Source organism: Chitinimonas sp. BJB300, from assembly GCF_002735695.1.
In the GTDB taxonomy this organism is placed as follows: domain Bacteria; phylum Pseudomonadota; class Gammaproteobacteria; order Burkholderiales; family Chitinimonadaceae; genus Chitinimonas.
The window spans coordinates 24,521-40,077 of record NZ_PDZH01000009.1; the positions used below are offsets into that span (position 1 = coordinate 24,521).

General features: G+C 55.4%; 15 protein-coding genes. 6 read left to right on the forward strand and 9 right to left on the reverse strand.

Going from position 1 to position 15,557, the window contains the following annotated elements; genetic code table 11:
* Window positions 1–169: 169 nt before the first annotated feature.
* From tilS to fliW, 3 genes are all read right to left on the reverse strand, one after another.
* Complete coding sequence (tilS, locus tag CSQ89_RS02745) at window positions 170–1,465, reverse strand: tRNA lysidine(34) synthetase TilS (RefSeq protein WP_158228880.1); 1,296 nt, start codon at window positions 1,463–1,465, stop codon at window positions 170–172.
* Between the two features lie 7 nt (window positions 1,466–1,472).
* Complete coding sequence (locus CSQ89_RS02750; RefSeq protein ID WP_099404665.1) at window positions 1,473–2,441, reverse strand: acetyl-CoA carboxylase carboxyltransferase subunit alpha; 969 nt, start codon at window positions 2,439–2,441, stop codon at window positions 1,473–1,475.
* A 133-nt stretch (window positions 2,442–2,574) separates the two neighbouring features.
* Window positions 2,575–2,991, reverse strand: coding sequence for a flagellar assembly protein FliW (gene fliW / locus CSQ89_RS02755; RefSeq protein WP_099404666.1), 417 nt, complete (start codon window positions 2,989–2,991; stop codon window positions 2,575–2,577).
* A 200-nt stretch (window positions 2,992–3,191) separates the two neighbouring features.
* Here fliW and flgM point away from each other — a divergent pair, with 200 nt between their 5' ends.
* Together flgM and CSQ89_RS02765 are read left to right on the forward strand one after the other, a co-directional pair.
* Window positions 3,192–3,497: a flagellar biosynthesis anti-sigma factor FlgM gene (flgM, locus tag CSQ89_RS02760; RefSeq protein WP_099404667.1), complete on the forward strand. Its 306-nt coding sequence runs from the start codon at window positions 3,192–3,194 to the stop codon at window positions 3,495–3,497.
* A gap of 115 nt (window positions 3,498–3,612) precedes the next feature.
* Complete coding sequence (locus tag CSQ89_RS02765; protein WP_099404668.1) at window positions 3,613–4,095, forward strand: flagella synthesis protein FlgN; 483 nt, start codon at window positions 3,613–3,615, stop codon at window positions 4,093–4,095.
* Between the two features lie 106 nt (window positions 4,096–4,201).
* Here the strand turns inward: CSQ89_RS02765 and motD are convergent, their stop codons facing one another.
* Genes motD through CSQ89_RS02790 form a run of 5 tightly spaced genes read right to left on the reverse strand, consistent with a single transcriptional unit; the run spans window position 4,202 to window position 8,008 of the window.
* A complete protein-coding gene (motD, locus tag CSQ89_RS02770; protein ID WP_099404669.1) occupies window positions 4,202–5,020 on the reverse strand; it encodes a flagellar motor protein MotD in 819 nt (272 codons plus the stop codon).
* A 55-nt stretch (window positions 5,021–5,075) separates the two neighbouring features.
* Window positions 5,076–6,023 (reverse strand): S49 family peptidase, encoded by a 948-nt coding sequence (locus CSQ89_RS02775; protein WP_099404670.1) that lies wholly within the window; start codon window positions 6,021–6,023, stop codon window positions 5,076–5,078.
* Between the two features lie 36 nt (window positions 6,024–6,059).
* Window positions 6,060–6,416, reverse strand: a complete 357-nt coding sequence (locus CSQ89_RS02780; protein ID WP_233202942.1) for a Rieske (2Fe-2S) protein — start codon at window positions 6,414–6,416, stop codon at window positions 6,060–6,062.
* A complete protein-coding gene (locus CSQ89_RS02785) occupies window positions 6,409–7,065 on the reverse strand; it encodes an HAD-IA family hydrolase (RefSeq protein ID WP_099404672.1) in 657 nt (218 codons plus the stop codon). Before CSQ89_RS02785 ends, CSQ89_RS02780 begins: the two co-directional genes overlap by 8 nt.
* Window positions 7,058–8,008: an RluA family pseudouridine synthase gene (locus CSQ89_RS02790; RefSeq protein ID WP_099404689.1), complete on the reverse strand. Its 951-nt coding sequence runs from the start codon at window positions 8,006–8,008 to the stop codon at window positions 7,058–7,060. The genes CSQ89_RS02785 and CSQ89_RS02790 overlap by 8 nt, the downstream gene beginning before the upstream one ends.
* A 580-nt stretch (window positions 8,009–8,588) precedes the next feature.
* Between CSQ89_RS02790 and CSQ89_RS02795 the strand changes: the two genes are divergently transcribed.
* Window positions 8,589–11,558, forward strand: coding sequence for an Rne/Rng family ribonuclease (locus tag CSQ89_RS02795; protein ID WP_099404673.1), 2,970 nt, complete (start codon window positions 8,589–8,591; stop codon window positions 11,556–11,558).
* 69 nt (window positions 11,559–11,627) lie between these two features.
* On the opposite strand, the gene CSQ89_RS02800 is transcribed toward CSQ89_RS02795, so the two are convergent.
* The gene (locus tag CSQ89_RS02800; RefSeq protein ID WP_233202943.1) at window positions 11,628–12,236 is read right to left on the reverse strand and encodes a C40 family peptidase; all 609 of its coding nucleotides are present in this window, start codon (window positions 12,234–12,236) and stop codon (window positions 11,628–11,630) included.
* A 1,112-nt stretch (window positions 12,237–13,348) separates the two neighbouring features.
* Between CSQ89_RS02800 and CSQ89_RS02805 the strand changes: the two genes are divergently transcribed.
* The 3 genes from CSQ89_RS02805 (at window position 13,349) to CSQ89_RS02815 (ending at window position 15,491) form a co-directional block, all read left to right on the forward strand.
* Window positions 13,349–13,975, forward strand: a complete 627-nt coding sequence (locus tag CSQ89_RS02805; RefSeq protein ID WP_099404675.1) for a TetR/AcrR family transcriptional regulator — start codon at window positions 13,349–13,351, stop codon at window positions 13,973–13,975.
* A 69-nt stretch (window positions 13,976–14,044) separates the two neighbouring features.
* A complete protein-coding gene (locus CSQ89_RS02810) occupies window positions 14,045–15,103 on the forward strand; it encodes an HlyD family secretion protein (protein ID WP_158228881.1) in 1,059 nt (352 codons plus the stop codon).
* A 127-nt stretch (window positions 15,104–15,230) separates the two neighbouring features.
* Window positions 15,231–15,491, forward strand: a complete 261-nt coding sequence (locus tag CSQ89_RS02815; RefSeq protein WP_099404690.1) for a DUF2164 domain-containing protein — start codon at window positions 15,231–15,233, stop codon at window positions 15,489–15,491.
* The last annotated feature ends 66 nt before the right edge of the window (window positions 15,492–15,557 follow it).

A 15,557-nucleotide genomic window follows, 5' to 3' on the forward strand; every position in this document is an offset into this window, starting at 1 on the left:
CGAGTGCCCTGCTACAGGCCACTACGTTGTACCTCACCGCATCAGAAATACTCTGGTAACTCGCTGAATCGGCAAACAAGCCAGCAGGGCAGAAATAAAAAGCCGCATCCTTGAGAGATGCGGCTTTTTCTTACCTTACGCCCATACCAGCAACGGACTGCCTCTGGTATTAAGGTGCATCAGGCCAGCCCTCAGGTTGCCAGCGCGGCCACCAGCCACACTCGTCCTGGCACTGTGCCGCCACTGCGATCCCAGCAACCGCCACCAACACGTCGCCTCGCCAAATCAACGGCCAATAGCTTCGCAACCACGGTGGCACCCCAGCCTCTTGCAGCAAGTCTTTCACGGGACGAGTAGGTCCACCCGTCCGCGGCCGCAACCGCTCCCCCCCCATTCGGGGCCGCGCAACCAATCCATCACGCCACGCGTCAGCCACCCCCCCCGCCTGGCGAGACCAGCTTAATTGACCACCCCAGTTTGTAGGCAACAGGCCATCCAACCCCAACTCGGTTGCCTGCACATTGGGTGGCAAAGGCGCTACCCACAGGCGCTCCCGGTAACGCCGCACAGCCACATCACCGAGGCGCAGAAAGGGAGTCGCGTCTTCTCGCGCATGCAGTACTTGACCCAGCAACACCGTCAACTGCCGCTCCTCAAGCCACAACGCATGCTTGGCTAGAAACCAACGCAGCAGGTTGTGCTGCCGCGCTTCGCTCAGGCTACGTAACCGGGCCATGTCAAGACTGGGCGCCTCATCCACCGCATCCATCTTAGCAAGACTATCCAGCAACCCTGCAGCCTCTGAAAAGTGCCGTGCCGCACGGGCAAGCGCAGCCTGCGCCGAGGGAAACCGGCTTACCAATGGCGGCACCACAACATGACGTAGAAAATTACGGTCATAATCGACCAGCACATTGCTTTCATCTTCAACCCAGCTCAGTTCGTGCTGTTGCGCATACTCAAGTAAGGCTGACCGCGGCTCTGCCAACAATGGCCGCCAAATCTGCTTTCCCGCCCCAAGTGGACGCATCGCCGGCATCCCGGCAGCACCCTGCACCCCCGCACCACGGGCCAGACGATACAACACCGTCTCGGCCTGGTCGTCCTGGTGATGCGCCAATACCACCAGTTCTGCGTTCAGCATTTCATAGGCTTGATAACGTGCCGTACGCGCCCGCGCCTCCAAGCTTGCGCCGGCAATATGGCTTAGATCCGCCCGCGACGACGAAAAGGGCACCGCCGTTCGTTCGCACACGCGCGCGCAATGCGCCAGCCATGCATCCGCATTGGGACTCAGGCCATGGTGAAGATGAAATGCCTGCAGATCGAAAGACTGGCTGGCGCGCAGGCGCAAGAACAGATGAAGCAGTACGGTGGAATCGAGGCCGCCAGAATAGGCCACCGCAACACGCGTTGACGGCAAAAGCCGGCTCGCTGCTGCGTGCACAAAACGTTGAAACAGCATTTCAGAATCAGACAGCGGCGACTTCCTTGAATTTTCCATGCGCCATCAGGCGATCGAAACGGCTGTTCAGCAGTGCATCAATCGGCTTGTCCTGTAAATTCTTCAATGCATCCTGCAATGCCTTGCGCATGCTCACCATCATGGCTTGCGTATCACGATGCGCCCCGCCAACAGGTTCCGCCACCACCTTGTCGATCAAACCCAGAGCCTTCAGCCGTGGGGCGGTAATACCCAAGGTCTCGGCAGCTTCCGGTGCTTTGTCGGCACTCTTCCATAGAATGGACGCACAACCCTCTGGGGAAATCACAGAATAAGTCGAATACTGCAACATTTGCACCTGATCACCTACGGCAATCGCCAACGCACCGCCAGACCCGCCTTCGCCAATGATAGTGACCACCACAGGCACCCGCAAACGCGTCATCTCATAGAGGTTACGGCCAATCGCTTCAGACTGGCCGCGCTCTTCCGCCCCAACGCCAGGGTAGGCACCCGGCGTATCCACAAACGTAAAGATAGGGAGGCCGAATTTCTCGGCCAGGCGCATCAAGCGCAATGCCTTTCGATAGCCCTCCGGACGTGGCATACCAAAATTACGAAGAATCTTCTCCTTCGTATCCCGCCCCTTTTGATGGCCAATCACCATGCAAGCCTGGCCATTCAGTCGGGCCAGACCACCCACAATGGCGCGGTCGTCGGCAAAGCTGCGGTCGCCATGCAGTTCTTCGAAATCCGTAAAGATTTCCCGCACATAGTCGAGGGTGTAAGGGCGCTGCGGATGGCGGGAAACCTGGGATATCTGCCAAGGGGTCAGCTTGGCGTAAATACCCCGTGTCAGCTCCTGGCTCTTTTTTTGCAAATGGTCGATTTCGACCGAAATATCTACCGCCGAATCATCTTGTACATAGCGGAGTTCTTCAATCTTGCCTTCTAGCTCGGCAATCGGTTGTTCAAAATCTAGGAAAGTGGTTTTCATGCTCGGGTGTCGCACATTGAGTGCGAACGATCTCCGGTAAAGCCGGACGTAACGGCGAAAAGTGCGCCATTATGGCGAATTAGCGCCTCCCCGCAAGATTGACAAACGAGGCTTTCGAGCAGCCGTCCGGGACTTATTCGTTGGTAAACACAATCTCGGCGCGGACGCCACCTTTTTGGAGCGCCAGCCTGCTAGCCAAATTTAATATAATTGGCGACTGAGTATTGGCTTGTATTTTGTCGCCACCGCCCACTTTGGTTAAGGTCAACAAGAGCACCAGATCCTGCTCGCCGGTATACGCAATTTGCTCGCACTCCTCATCACTTAGTGTGAGTTGATAGTGCAAGCCCAACGATTTGGCGTCGATAACGCTGATTACCAAGTCTGCTTCGTCGAGGGATTGCATCCACAATACCTTGGGGTCCGGCACATCCTCGTGCAGCAACTTGAAACGCTTACAGGTATCAAAACCCGGCAAGGCCGCTGGAAAAGTAATCAGCGAACTTTCATCGATATCAAGGGCGCCAAAGCGTGGCGTAACAACTAGCATCTTTAGTAATCTCCAAAAAATCTCTAGGTTGTCATGGAATCTAGCTGAAATGCCTCGCGGACGCCAAGATAGACGCTGTGCTGTCAATATAAACGTGCAGATTTTGCATAATTTTCTTAAAGTTCTACACAGTCATGCCGATAAGGCGGGTAAGCTCCAGTGACAGGACCTGGCCGAAGTAGCCAGTGAAAGGATTCACCATGAAAGTCGACAACTCCGGTAGGCCCCTAAGCGCGACGTTAGCGCGGGCTGAAGCGCGGGCGGCAAACAAGCAAACCGCCGAGGGAAGCAACGGGGGCGATGTCCGTAGCGACAATGTTGATATTACGGCTTTCAGCGCTCGTCTGGCTTCACTTGAAGTAAATCTGGGCAAGCAACCTGTCATTGACGAAGCCAAAGTCAATGAGATCCGCCAAGCCATCGCAGAGGGGCGCTTTACCATCAATCCTGACGCCATTGCAGACAAGGTGATGGCCAGCGTCAAAGAGTTGCTAGGCAAGTCCTGACTCAAAAGCGCAGCACGGCATATACTACATAACGCCGGTCACCAGACCATCTGGTGGCCGGCTTTGCTTTTATGCTCCCCACCACTCACCAGCCCAACGAGACAGGCCCTACCTTATGCTGCCTTCACCGCTGCTGTCCCTCCTACAAAACGAACACGCAGAACTACTGGGCTTCGTCGAATTGCTCGAGCAAGAGCAGCAGGCCCTGATCAACAACGCCTTGTCTGACTTGATTGAGTACGCCAAACAAAAAACCGCCCGTGCACAGTCCCTGGAAAGCCTGGCTCGCGAACGCAAACGCCTGTTTGACATCAATGGCGTTGAGCTCTCGCCCGATCCACCACACGCGCTACAGCGAGTACGCAACCTTCCGGAAGATGTCTGGCCAGTGCTGGCCAATATCTGGAGTGAACTGATCCAGGCAGCCCGGCATGCCAATGCGCTTAATCAGACCAACGGAAAGCTCATTGAGACACGCCACCAGCAAAATCAACAACTGATGACCTTGCTGCAAAATACCCAAAGCGCGACCTTATCCTACGACGCTTACGGCCAGGCGAAACTATCCCGCCCTGGCGGCTCGCTAGGTAAGGCATAAATAGTCCGAGATTTTTTACGCCCAACGGTATCTGGCCAGCCAAATCGGGCTGTCAGCGTGCAGGTTTACAACACCGTCGGTGTGCGCCTGGGCAATACACCAGTTTTTACGGGGCCGGTTTTGCCTGGACAGGTCCGTCCGGTATCGGCAAGGTTGCTACCTCATCTTTGCTATCGGCCAGGATTTGAATCGTGACGCGTCGATTACGTGCACGTCCTTCGGTCGTCTCATTGGGTTCAACCGAACGGTTTTCGCCATAGCCCAGCGCAACCAATCTCCGTGCCGCCACGCCATTGGCTTCAAACACCCGCACAACCGTGCCGGCACGCGCCGCCGACAGCTCCCAATTGGACGGAAACTGTGGGGAGCTGATAGGCACGTTATCGGTATAGCCCTCGATCTGGATCAGGTTTTCAGCACCCGACAATTTGCGGGCAATACCCGCCAGTGATTCTGCAGAACGGGTATCAAGCGTCGCCGACCCCACAGGAAACAACAAACTGGCATTGACCTCAATGGCAATGCCCCGCTTGCTCTCGGTAACCCGAACTTGGCCGTTATCAATCAAATCAGCGAGTCCTTTTTTCAGATCAACCGCCATATCCTTCATGGCTTCGGTCTGCTTCGCACGCTCTTGCACCAGTTGCTGTACCTGCTGTGCTTCCCGGCGCTGGCGATAAGGCAACTCAATCACCGATTGATTATTGCCATTGGGTTCAGATTTGATGACCGAATCGGAGGTGGAATCGGGCTTGCTGAAGGCAACGGTAAGCGAGCTGGACAACACCCGGTACTTACCTTCATTAATCTGGGAGATGGCGTACATGACCACAAAAAACGCAAACAACAGCGTAATGAAGTCAGCATAGGAAACCAGCCAACGTTCATGGTTTTCATGCTCTTCATGCATCTGCCTGCGCGCCATGCCGCCCTCCGTAAGAAGTGACCAGCCGACATGGTTTGTCGGCCAGCCATCCTGCTTACTTTAGACGCAGATTGAAGCTACTGCCCAACTGGGCGCCTGCCGATGCGCCTAACGTACGGGCAAACCGCTGGGTCCAGTCGTCGCGTGGCGTAAAGTCAACAATGTCTTCCGCCTTCACCACTTCACGTGCGACTTTGTCGGCATTTCCAAACCCGTCGGCAAGGCCAAGCTCTATGCTCTTCTCGCCGCTCCAGACCAAACCCGAAAACATATCGGGCGTTTCCTTCAAGCGCTTGCCACGGCCATCGCGTACTACCTTGATGAATTGCTGATGCACTTCATCAAGCATCTTGTGCGCATAATCAAGTTGTGTGGTGCTTTGTGGTGAAAACGGGTCCAGAAAGCCTTTATTTTCCCCTGCGGTGATCAAGCGGCGTTCCACCCCCAGCTTTTCCATGGTGCCGGTAAAGCCAAAGCCATCCATCAATACACCAATCGAGCCAACGAGGCTGGCTTTATCGACGTAGATTTTGTCCGCAGCAGCGGCGACGTAATAACCACCCGATGCACAGATATCATCAACCACGACATACAAGGGTATCGTCGGGTTGAGCTTACGCAAACGACGGATTTCATCAGCAATCTGGCCAGCCTGCACAGGACTACCGCCCGGGCTGTTGATACGTAGAACAACCCCCTTGGTATTTCGGTCCTTGAAGGCATTGCGCAGTCCTTCCATCACTGAATCCGCGTCGACCTCCCCCCCAGCCGCAATGACACCTTTCACATCAATCAAGGCTGTATGCGGCCCTGTACTTTTGGCTTCCGTTGCCTTGGCGTTGTGCCAAGTCACTATCATGGCCAACAATAGGAAAAGCCAAGTGAAGCCAACAAAGCGGAAGAAAATCCGCCAATTTCTACTTTTTCTTTGTTCTTTGAGGGTTGCCAACACCAGGTTTTCCAGCACCTGACGCTCCCAATTCGGGTTTTGCTGCTCGCTCATAAAAAGGGGTATCCAATCTACATAAAAAAATAAAAGTTATGGCCGGACGTCGGGCAAGAAAAACACTTCTCCACCCTCCTCCACGACCTTCAATTTTGTTAGCCGCTTACCTTTGCATGGCCCGCCGAGGCAAAACCCCGTATCAGGCTTATAGTAAGCGCCGTGAGTCGAACAGATCAAATAGCTACGACTAAGGTCAAAGAAATCACCCTCGTTGCAATCAAGCTCAATCGGAATGTGGGCACATTCATTCAAGTAGCCATGCACTGTCCCCGCCCATCGCACCACAAAAGCAGGCGCGGGTATGCCTTGCCATTCCGCCTGAAAACGCTTTCCTAAACCCGCATCGGGCAGCTCATCGCTTGCACAGATGCGCCAACGTCGCTCAAGCATGCTGGTGTAGCCAGGCATCCAGCTCGTGAAAGCTGTCGAACAAACCCAGTGGCGTCAACTCAGCCAAGTTTTCTTTGGGATGCGCACCATAACTGACACCCAGGCCCGCTACGCCCGCATTGATCGCCATCTGCAGATCATGCGTGGTGTCACCTATCATCACAGTACGCCCAGCCGGCACCATGAGCGAACTGCCGATCTCCTCCAACATCTGCGGATGCGGCTTGGAATGGCACTCATCAGCACAGCGAGTCATGTCGAAATAGACACCCAGGCCGGTTTGTTCGAGTACCCGGTCCAACCCACGACGCGACTTACCCGTCGCCACCGCTAACACATGGCCCGCGGCCTTGTAGCGCGCCAATGCGTCTGCGACACCATCGAACAATAAAATGGCGCCGTCACGTGACAGATAGTGGGCTTTGTACGCCTCAACCACAGCCACCACCTCGCTGGCGCTGGCCTGCGGTGCTAAGTACTGCATGGCTTCATGCAAGCCATAACCGATCACATAGTTTGCCGCCTCCCTGTTCGGAACCGACAGGCCCGCTTCGGCAAACGCCACCTGAATCGATTGGGCGATCAGGCCGGTCGAATCAGCAAGTGTGCCATCCCAATCAAAAACCAGCAGATCAAAACGTTCAGCCATTTAATGCATCCAGACTGTTTAAATAAGTTTGCAACTCAACGGGCAACGGCGCTTCAAGCTTCAAAGGCACCCCAGTAAGCGGATGATTCAAACTTAATCGCCATGCATGCAGAAACATGCGCTTGAGGCCTTCCTTTGGCAATCGCTTGTTCAAGGCGAAGTCCCCATACTTGTCATCCCCAAGAATCGGGAAACCCGATTGCGCGCAATGGACACGTATTTGATGGGTACGCCCTGTTTTCAGTTCACACTCCAGCAACGTCGACAATGCATAACGTTCCTTGCGGTTGAATACCGTATGCGACTCCTGGCCGTCTGGCGTTACGGCAACCCGACGCTCTCCCTCGGCCGTCACGTATTTCTGCAGCTTGAACCGTACATGCCGGCGCGCATCGGGAAATTGCCCCTGCACCAGCGCTAGGTAGCGTTTATCCATGCCTCGGTCGGTACGCAGCATTTCATGCAACGCCACCAACGCGCTGCGCTTTTTTGCGATCAGCAACAGGCCGGAGGTCTCTCTATCAAGCCGATGGACCAACTCAAGAAATTTGGCTTGCGGGCGTTGGGCACGCAGCTGCTCAATCACCCCAAAGCTGACACCACTGCCACCATGCACCGCTAAACCCGCCGGTTTATCAATCACCAACAAAGCCTCATCCTCAAACAGAATAGGCAGTTCCGGCCCACGCGCCATGCTTGCCTGGCTGGGCTTGGCACCAGGTTCCGGCAGTCTCAAGGGCGGAATTCGTATTTGGTCACCCACCACTACGCGATAGGTGACATCAGCCCGTCCCTTGTTCACCCTGACCTCACCCGATCTAACAATCCGGTAGACCAGCGACTTGGGCACCCCCTTAAGGTGTTTCAGTAGAAAATTGTCCAGACGTTGGCCCGCTTCTTCTTCACCAACAGTTAGGTAGGAAACTTTGCTCGTATTATCCATCTTGTCATATACTCTGGCGGTCTTGCGCAATGCATGCGGCCACGCCCAGAGGGCGATGCCGAAATGAGAAAACAAGACCAGCCGCCGCCCTGTTTTCCGGCCGCTTGCCAACCCGGCAACGGCCTCAAAAAAGCGGATTATCTCATGCGCGACCGGCTCGCGCGGTCTTTCCCGCTCTTTTCCCCGCGTCTTCATCTCTCTTGCCGTGCTACCCGAACTCCGGTCGCACCTGGTGCGCAAGACGGACGCTAGTGCCTTCACTGCACGGGATAAGCACAGGAAAGACCATCAAGCCGGTGCGGTTAACGTCGTTCACCGCCAAGCAACGACGACACAAAGTGACAAATACGCTTCACCGGACACCCGCTGGCAAGCCCATACAAGTTAAAGAGGCCTGCCCGTAATCGTTAGAACACACCCGCGCGCGGCAACGACATCTCGGCCACGACGAAAGCACGGAACCACAGGACTTTTTGCCTTGCACAAGAAAACGCAACGCCCCAACGTCTGAATTGTTCCCTCGACGGTCAATCCCGTCGGTGTGTTCGCCCCTGTCTGTCCGGCGGCGGGAGAACAAAACATGAAACGCATGCTGTTCAATGCGACACAGGCTGAAGAGCTACGTGTCGCGATCGTCGACGGCCAAAAGCTCATCGATCTCGATATCGAGACTGTTGGCAAAGAACAACGTAAAAGCAACATCTACAAAGCCATCATTACCCGCATCGAACCTTCTCTCGAAGCGTGCTTTGTGGATTACGGCACTGATCGCCACGGTTTTCTCCCCTTCAAAGAAGTTGCCCGCGCCTATTTCAAGGAAGGCGCCGATAGTCGTTCGCGCATCCAGGACGCGCTAAAAGAAGGCATGGAGCTGATCGTCCAGGTTGAAAAGGATGAACGTGGCAATAAGGGCGCAGCCCTGACCACCTTTATCTCGTTGGCCGGCCGATATCTGGTATTGATGCCGAATAACCCACGAGGCGGTGGCGTTTCGCGCCGCATTGAAGGCGAAGAACGCCAGGAATTGCGCGCCACGATGGACCAGCTCGATGTGCCAAGCGGCATGTCCATCATCGCCCGCACTGCCGGCATCGGCCGCAGCGCCGAAGAGTTGCAGTGGGACTTGAACTACCTGCTGCAGCTATGGCGCGCCATCGAAAATGCCGGCAACGCCCAAAAGGGCCCATTCCTGATCTATCAGGAAGGCAGCTTGGTCATCCGCGCCATTCGCGACTACTACCAGCCCGATATCGGTGAAATTCTGATCGATACCGAATTCGTCTACGAGCAAGCCCAGCAGTTCATGAGCCATGTGATGCCCGGCTTTGTGAATCGGGTAAAGCTCTACAAAGACGATGTCCCGTTATTCTCGCGCTTTCAGATCGAACACCAGATCGAGACCGCTTTCTCGCGCGAAGTTGGTCTGCCGTCAGGCGGCGCGATTGTCATCGACCATACCGAAGCCCTGGTTTCGGTAGATGTGAACTCTGCCCGCGCCACCAAGGGCGGTGATATCGAAGAAACCGCGACCCGCACCAATCTGGAAGCCGCCGACGAAATCGCCCGCCAGCTACGCCTGCGCGACCTGGGTGGTTTGATCGTGGTCGACTTTATCGATATGGAAAAAGCCGGCAACCAGCGCGAAGTGGAAAACCGCTTGCGCGATGCCCTGCGCCACGACCGCGCCCGCGTTCAAACCGGCAAGATTTCACGCTTTGGCCTGATGGAACTATCGCGCCAACGCCTGCAGCCATCACTGGGCGAAACCGCCCATCAACCTTGTCCACGCTGCCATGGCACCGGCTTTATCCGTGGCACCGAATCTTCCGCTTTGCATATCCTGCGCATCATCCAGGAAGAGGCGATGAAGGAAAACACGGGCGCTATCCATGTTCAGGTGCCAGTCGATGTCGCTACCTTCCTGCTTAATGAAAAACGCGCCGAGATTTTCTCGGTGGAGTCACGCCTGAAGGTCAGTGTGGTGTTGATCCCCAACATCCATCTGGAAACACCGAACTACCAATTGGCTCGCCTGCGCCATGACGACCTGAACCATATCGAGGAAGTACTGCCTTCCTACAAAATGATGGAGGCGCCGGTAGAGGAAGCACACAACCACGGCAAGGATGTGGAGCCAGCCAAGCCGCGGCAGGAAGCCGCCGTCAAGGGCATTACACCTACGCAACCCGCTCCAGTTGCTGTCGAAAAGACAATCGCAGAACCGGCCCAGCCATCGCTGTTCGACCGTATTGTGCGTTTCTTTACGGGCGACAAGGTCGAAGAAGTGAAGCAGCCTACCCCTGCCAACAAGACTGGCGGGCGCGAACGCAACAACAGTCGCCGCAATGAAGGCCGTCGTGAGCGTAACAACAGCGAACGCAATGCCGAGACGCGTAACGAGCCACGCCGCAATGAAGAGCGTCGTCCCGGTGGCAAGCCACGTATTGAGGAAGACGAACAGCCACGCCCATCACGCGAGTCACGTCCACGCGGTGAGCCCAAGTCAGACCGCCAGGATAACCGTAACGAGCGTCCACAGAACGAAGCGCGTGAGCCACGCCCCCCGCGCGAGAACCAGGAAGCCAAGCCGGAACGCGAACCACGTCAACCTCGCGAACAGCGTGAGCCACGCAATGAACGCGAACCGCGGCCAGAACGTGAACCGCGGGAACCGAAGGCTGAGCGCGAACCGCGTCCGGAACGTGAGCCACGTACGGAGCGCGAACCACGCCAAGAGCGTCAGCCACGTCCGGTAGCGGAGGCCAAATTCGAAACTAAGGCCGATGCCAACTTCGTCAACGCTACCGAGCCAAGTCAGCAGGAACTACTGCCGACCGATAGCAATAATGCCGAAGCCATGGATGGCAGTGAGGGCCGAGGTCGTCGCCGTCGTGGCCGTCGTGGTGGCCGTAGCGATCGCAATGATAGCCAACCGTCTTTAGGTGAAAATGCAGAGGCCGGAGAGAACGCGCCCGCTGAGTCGACCGTCGCAAACACGATCGAAACACCAGCCCTTGTGACACCCTCCCCTGTAGTGGAAGCCGCTACCGTCCCCAGGTCTTCGCCTGTGGAAATGACTGCCGCCCCGGTAGCAGAGGAAGCCAAGCCGGCTCTAAAACCAGTTGAGGCTACACCCATGGTGGAGGTGGTACCCATGGCAACGGAGGCGATTGCCCAGGTAGCCCCCCCCACTGTAATAGCGGAAGCGCCAGCCAAAGTGGAAGCTGTTACACCCCCCGCTTTGCATGAAGTACCCGTACCTGTGGCAACCATTGCGCCGTTGTTGCCTGCAGTAAAAGCACCGGTAGTGGAAGTCAGCCCAGCTCCTATTGTCCAACCTCGTCCAGGACAGGCCCCGTTGGAAATCGGCCGGCCTGAAGATACGGGCATGGTGCAGGTCAACACGCAGCTGAAGTCTTTCGAGCCCGTGGAGATCAAAGTGGAAGCTGCCACACGCCGCCGCCGTAGCGATGTGAAGCCGCTCGACACTTCTGCACCTGCGCGTGTGGAGCTGGTCATGGTGGAGACCAGTCACGGGGATAAAGCCTGACTCTACTTGCTACGTATAGTTGGTAAACAAAACAGGGAGCGAATGCTCCCTGTTTTGCATTGAGAAATATCAACCAGCGAAATAGCTTCTACCCGCTTCATAACGCGTGGCAAAGTACTTGGTCTTAATGCTTTCGATACGGATTTTGCCTTTGCTGCTCGGCGCATGAATAAATTTGTCATCACCGATATAAATACCCACGTGCGAAAAGGATTTGTTCATGGTGTTGAAGAACACCAAGTCCCCAGCCTGTAATGCATCCCGCGCCACCGGGCGGCCCTTACGAGCCATGTCCGCGGCGCTGCCGGCAAGCTTGAGGCCAATCGCATTGTGATAGATGAAACTCACCATACCGCTGCAGTCGAGGCCCGCTTCAGGGTTCTTACCACCAAACACATAACCGACATCAAGCAAACCCAGTGCGTACATCACAATCTCTCGGCCCGCATCATTGACTTCAATACGTGCCAGTGAAGTATCGGGTGGCTTGGGACGTACACTTGTTTTGACGGGATTGCTGCCGCAGCCAGATAAGAACAATGCAATCAATGCACATAGCAAGGGAGTGCGAATCCGCCGGAATAACGGTTTACGAAGTAACGGCCTTTGTGGCGGACCCGCAGGCAGATTGGGGTCCAACAATACTGAAGGCATGCCCTCCAAATTAAGCGGATTCATGGCACGCCCTCTGTGACCATCCCCGCATCGCGCGGCTCATGAGGTGCGCATACAAGGCCTGGGCAACACGCCACACACGATGAATCAGCTTTGGCACATCCCGCTCGTTTCCCAGCACCAACAGGGTGGGTGACCCAAACAGAGGTCTTTGGTCGATCTGGAACATATTCATATCAATCAAGGCACGATCAGACTCTCATTGAAACGGGCTTCCACAACATTGCGGTTCAGTCTCGGGTAATTCGGTGGAAAACAACAACGCGCGTAATTTATCCAAATATGACGACAAGCTCAGGTTTTATAGGGTGTTCAAAGCGCAGAATAGTTGCAGATACAGCCAAAGTAGCGACCTAACTAAACTTAGGAAACTCACCGGGGGCACCGTAACCAACAACGCTGAATCCAGCAAGGCATGGTTTCGAGCATAAGTCACTCTCTATATCCTCCCGTTCCATATCCAATCCGCAGCCGCTTACGCGCAATCTGTACTTCGACACCCCTGATTAAATACATACCCACATCATAGAGATAGCCGTCGATGTGATGGCTCGCCAGCGGCATGCTTATGCAAACCCAATACCAAGCTGCGATAACCCTGACCGGCGATTTACGACAGCAAATGTAACCCCAGTACCCGCTTGCATATGAACGGATGAGGTGGACGTTCTATTGCCCTTAGCCTCATCAATAGGACTTCCTGATTTAGTCCAAGCGCCAATACCTGCTCACAACGGAAGCCGAGTCACCCAGAATTTACCCAATTGAGATCCTGGCGCAAAACGCGATTACGCCAGCCTTTCATGTACAAGACGAGAAACACTGGGCGTGGCTGCACCATAGAATTGGCGCAAATCATGCCACCATCGCGCCCTCTTCCTAGCCCCTTCTGCTTTCGTCAACCATCCAAGTCATTTTTTTAATCAACATCTTACGGTGCGCTTACCCATCATTTTGCCAGTTAATGACGTGACTAGTGACGCATAATTAGTAAAAATTGATACTAGGCACCGATTGAACAGATGGTGGCAAAACCAACAGCTGCCGGCTGCATTTTGTTGACCTTCTGTTCATTAAGTAATAAATTACCAAAGAGTCATTAGCAGGGAGTAATCATGGACACCAATCAACCTCGCTGGCAACGCCGTAAAGATGCGCGCCCCGCGGAAATTATCGAAGCCGCCCTGACCTTGTTTGTCGACAAAGGCTTTGCCGCCACCCGGCTCGACGATGTGGCTACGCAGGCCGGTGTCACCAAAGGGACGGTCTATCTGTACTTCGCCAACAAGGAAGAACTCTTCAAGGCGGTAGTGCGCGAAACCATATTGCCCAATATCGAATCGGGCGAGCACTTGCTGGCCGATCACCAGGGCACCTGGGCAGAATTGCTCTGGATACTATTGGAGCGCTGGGCCGACCGCATGGAGTATTCAGCTTCTACCGGTATCTCCAAATTGATGATTGCGGAAGCAAGCAATTTCCCCGACCTCGCCAGGTTTTACGTCGAGGAGGTCGTGATGCGGAGCCGTAAGCTGTTCGCCACGGTGATCCAGCGTGGCATTGATGCCGGCGAATTCCGTCCGGTCGACCCGGTCATGGCAACCCGCGCGGTGATCTCCCCCTTGATGCTGATCAAGGTCTGGAAACAGAGCTTCTCGCTTTGCGATACCGAACCAGTAGACCTGAAAGCGTTCGCCCGCTTTCACTATGAATTGATGATGCAAGGCCTGGCATCGCGCTAGGCATACTGCAACGCAGTACGTTTCCCCGCCATGGCTCCATGGCTGCTAGATAATAAGAAAGAGCGTTTCATGAGTGATACCCCCTCCGAAAAAAAACAAAACAAAGCCCGTGTCATCTTCACCTTGGCGCTTCTCGGTGTCGGTGGCTGGATTGGCTACCACTGGTGGCATGGACGCACCTTTGTCGAAACCGACAATGCCCAGGTGGAAGGCCATATCGTGCCGATTGCCGCCAAGGTCACAGGCTATGTGAAAAGCGTCCATATCACCGACAACGAAGAAGTCACCACTGGCGGTATGCTGATCAAGATCGATGATCGCGACTATGCCGCTCGATTGAGCCAAGCCGAGGCCGACCTGCAGATTGCACTTTCCAACGCCGGCAGCCGTGATGGCGGAGGCCAGGCGGGTGCGCAACTGAGTTACAGCCAAGCCAATGCCGCGGCCGCACAAGCCGCCATTTCACTGTCTGCCGCCAATGCCGAACGTGCGCGTAATGATCTGGTACGCGCCAAGTCGTTGGCTGCCAAGGGCATGACCAGCGCCGCTGCGCTCGACGCCGCCGAAACCGCTGCCCGCGTTGCCGAATCGCAGCTAATTACGGCGCGGGATACCGCCACCGCTGCGGGTAAACAGATTGGCGTAGCAGGTGCGGGCTTGAAGTCGGCGCAAGCCAAAGTGGAATCCGTACGCGCTCAACGCGACTTGGCTGCCATTCAATTTGCCGATACCCATGTGACTGCACCCATCACCGGCATGACCAGCAAGAAATCCGTCGAAACCGGCCAATTGGTGCAAGCGGGCCAGACGCTGATGTATCTGGTGCCGCTCAACGATGTGTGGGTAACCGCCAACCTTAAGGAAACCGAAGTCGGGCGTGTCCAGACAGGCCAAGCGGTTGAAATTGAAGTCGATGCCTATCCGGGTAAAACCTTTACCGGCAAGGTCGACTCTTTCAGCCCGGCCACCGGGGCCAAGTTCGCCCTGCTGCCACCCGACAACGCCAGCGGCAACTTCACCAAGGTAGTGCAACGGGTGCCTGTTAAGGTCAAACTCGACACCTTTGACAGCAAGTCCACCCCCTTGCGCCCAGGCATGAGCGTGATGGCGAGCATTCGATTGCATTGATATGCCAAAGGCCCCCAGCGGCCATCACTTGTCAGTCAACCTTGCTGACGTGGGAGTATCTCGGCGCAAAAACCCGCCCGGTTGTGCGCCAAGCCCTCCCACGCCCAAATCACTGAATCAAAAAACCATGACCATAAAACTGGAAAAACGCGTCGAGGATGCCCTGCTGGCCTCATTGCAACGTTACTTTCAAACCGAGCTGGAACAACCATTGGGCACGCTGCCCGGCCAGCATCTGTTGCAGTTCATCGTCGAAGAGATAGGGCCCAGCATTTACAACCAGGCGGTGCTCGACGCACAGCACCATATGCAGGCCAAGGTAAGTGACCTGAATATCGATTGCTATGCCGAGGAACAACCGTACTGGCTAAAGAAGAAGAAACGCTAGCCCTTAGAACCTGTTCAAAATCTGCTATGCGTCGGCGATACGGCGTTGAAAACACCCACGGAATGC

Coding starts and splice junctions, on each gene's coding strand:
- tilS (WP_158228880.1), bottom strand. CDS start 1,465: ATGCTGTTTCAACGTTTTGTGCACGCAGCAGCGAGCCGGCTTTTGCCG.
- CSQ89_RS02750 (WP_099404665.1), bottom strand. CDS start 2,441: ATGAAAACCACTTTCCTAGATTTTGAACAACCGATTGCCGAGCTAGAA.
- fliW (WP_099404666.1), bottom strand. CDS start 2,991: ATGCTAGTTGTTACGCCACGCTTTGGCGCCCTTGATATCGATGAAAGT.
- flgM (WP_099404667.1), top strand. CDS start 3,192: ATGAAAGTCGACAACTCCGGTAGGCCCCTAAGCGCGACGTTAGCGCGG.
- CSQ89_RS02765 (WP_099404668.1), top strand. CDS start 3,613: ATGCTGCCTTCACCGCTGCTGTCCCTCCTACAAAACGAACACGCAGAA.
- motD (WP_099404669.1), bottom strand. CDS start 5,020: ATGGCGCGCAGGCAGATGCATGAAGAGCATGAAAACCATGAACGTTGG.
- CSQ89_RS02775 (WP_099404670.1), bottom strand. CDS start 6,023: ATGAGCGAGCAGCAAAACCCGAATTGGGAGCGTCAGGTGCTGGAAAAC.
- CSQ89_RS02780 (WP_233202942.1), bottom strand. CDS start 6,416: ATGCTTGAGCGACGTTGGCGCATCTGTGCAAGCGATGAGCTGCCCGAT.
- CSQ89_RS02785 (WP_099404672.1), bottom strand. CDS start 7,065: ATGGCTGAACGTTTTGATCTGCTGGTTTTTGATTGGGATGGCACACTT.
- CSQ89_RS02790 (WP_099404689.1), bottom strand. CDS start 8,008: ATGGATAATACGAGCAAAGTTTCCTACCTAACTGTTGGTGAAGAAGAA.
- CSQ89_RS02795 (WP_099404673.1), top strand. CDS start 8,589: ATGAAACGCATGCTGTTCAATGCGACACAGGCTGAAGAGCTACGTGTC.
- CSQ89_RS02800 (WP_233202943.1), bottom strand. CDS start 12,236: ATGAATCCGCTTAATTTGGAGGGCATGCCTTCAGTATTGTTGGACCCC.
- CSQ89_RS02805 (WP_099404675.1), top strand. CDS start 13,349: ATGGACACCAATCAACCTCGCTGGCAACGCCGTAAAGATGCGCGCCCC.
- CSQ89_RS02810 (WP_158228881.1), top strand. CDS start 14,045: ATGAGTGATACCCCCTCCGAAAAAAAACAAAACAAAGCCCGTGTCATC.
- CSQ89_RS02815 (WP_099404690.1), top strand. CDS start 15,231: ATGACCATAAAACTGGAAAAACGCGTCGAGGATGCCCTGCTGGCCTCA.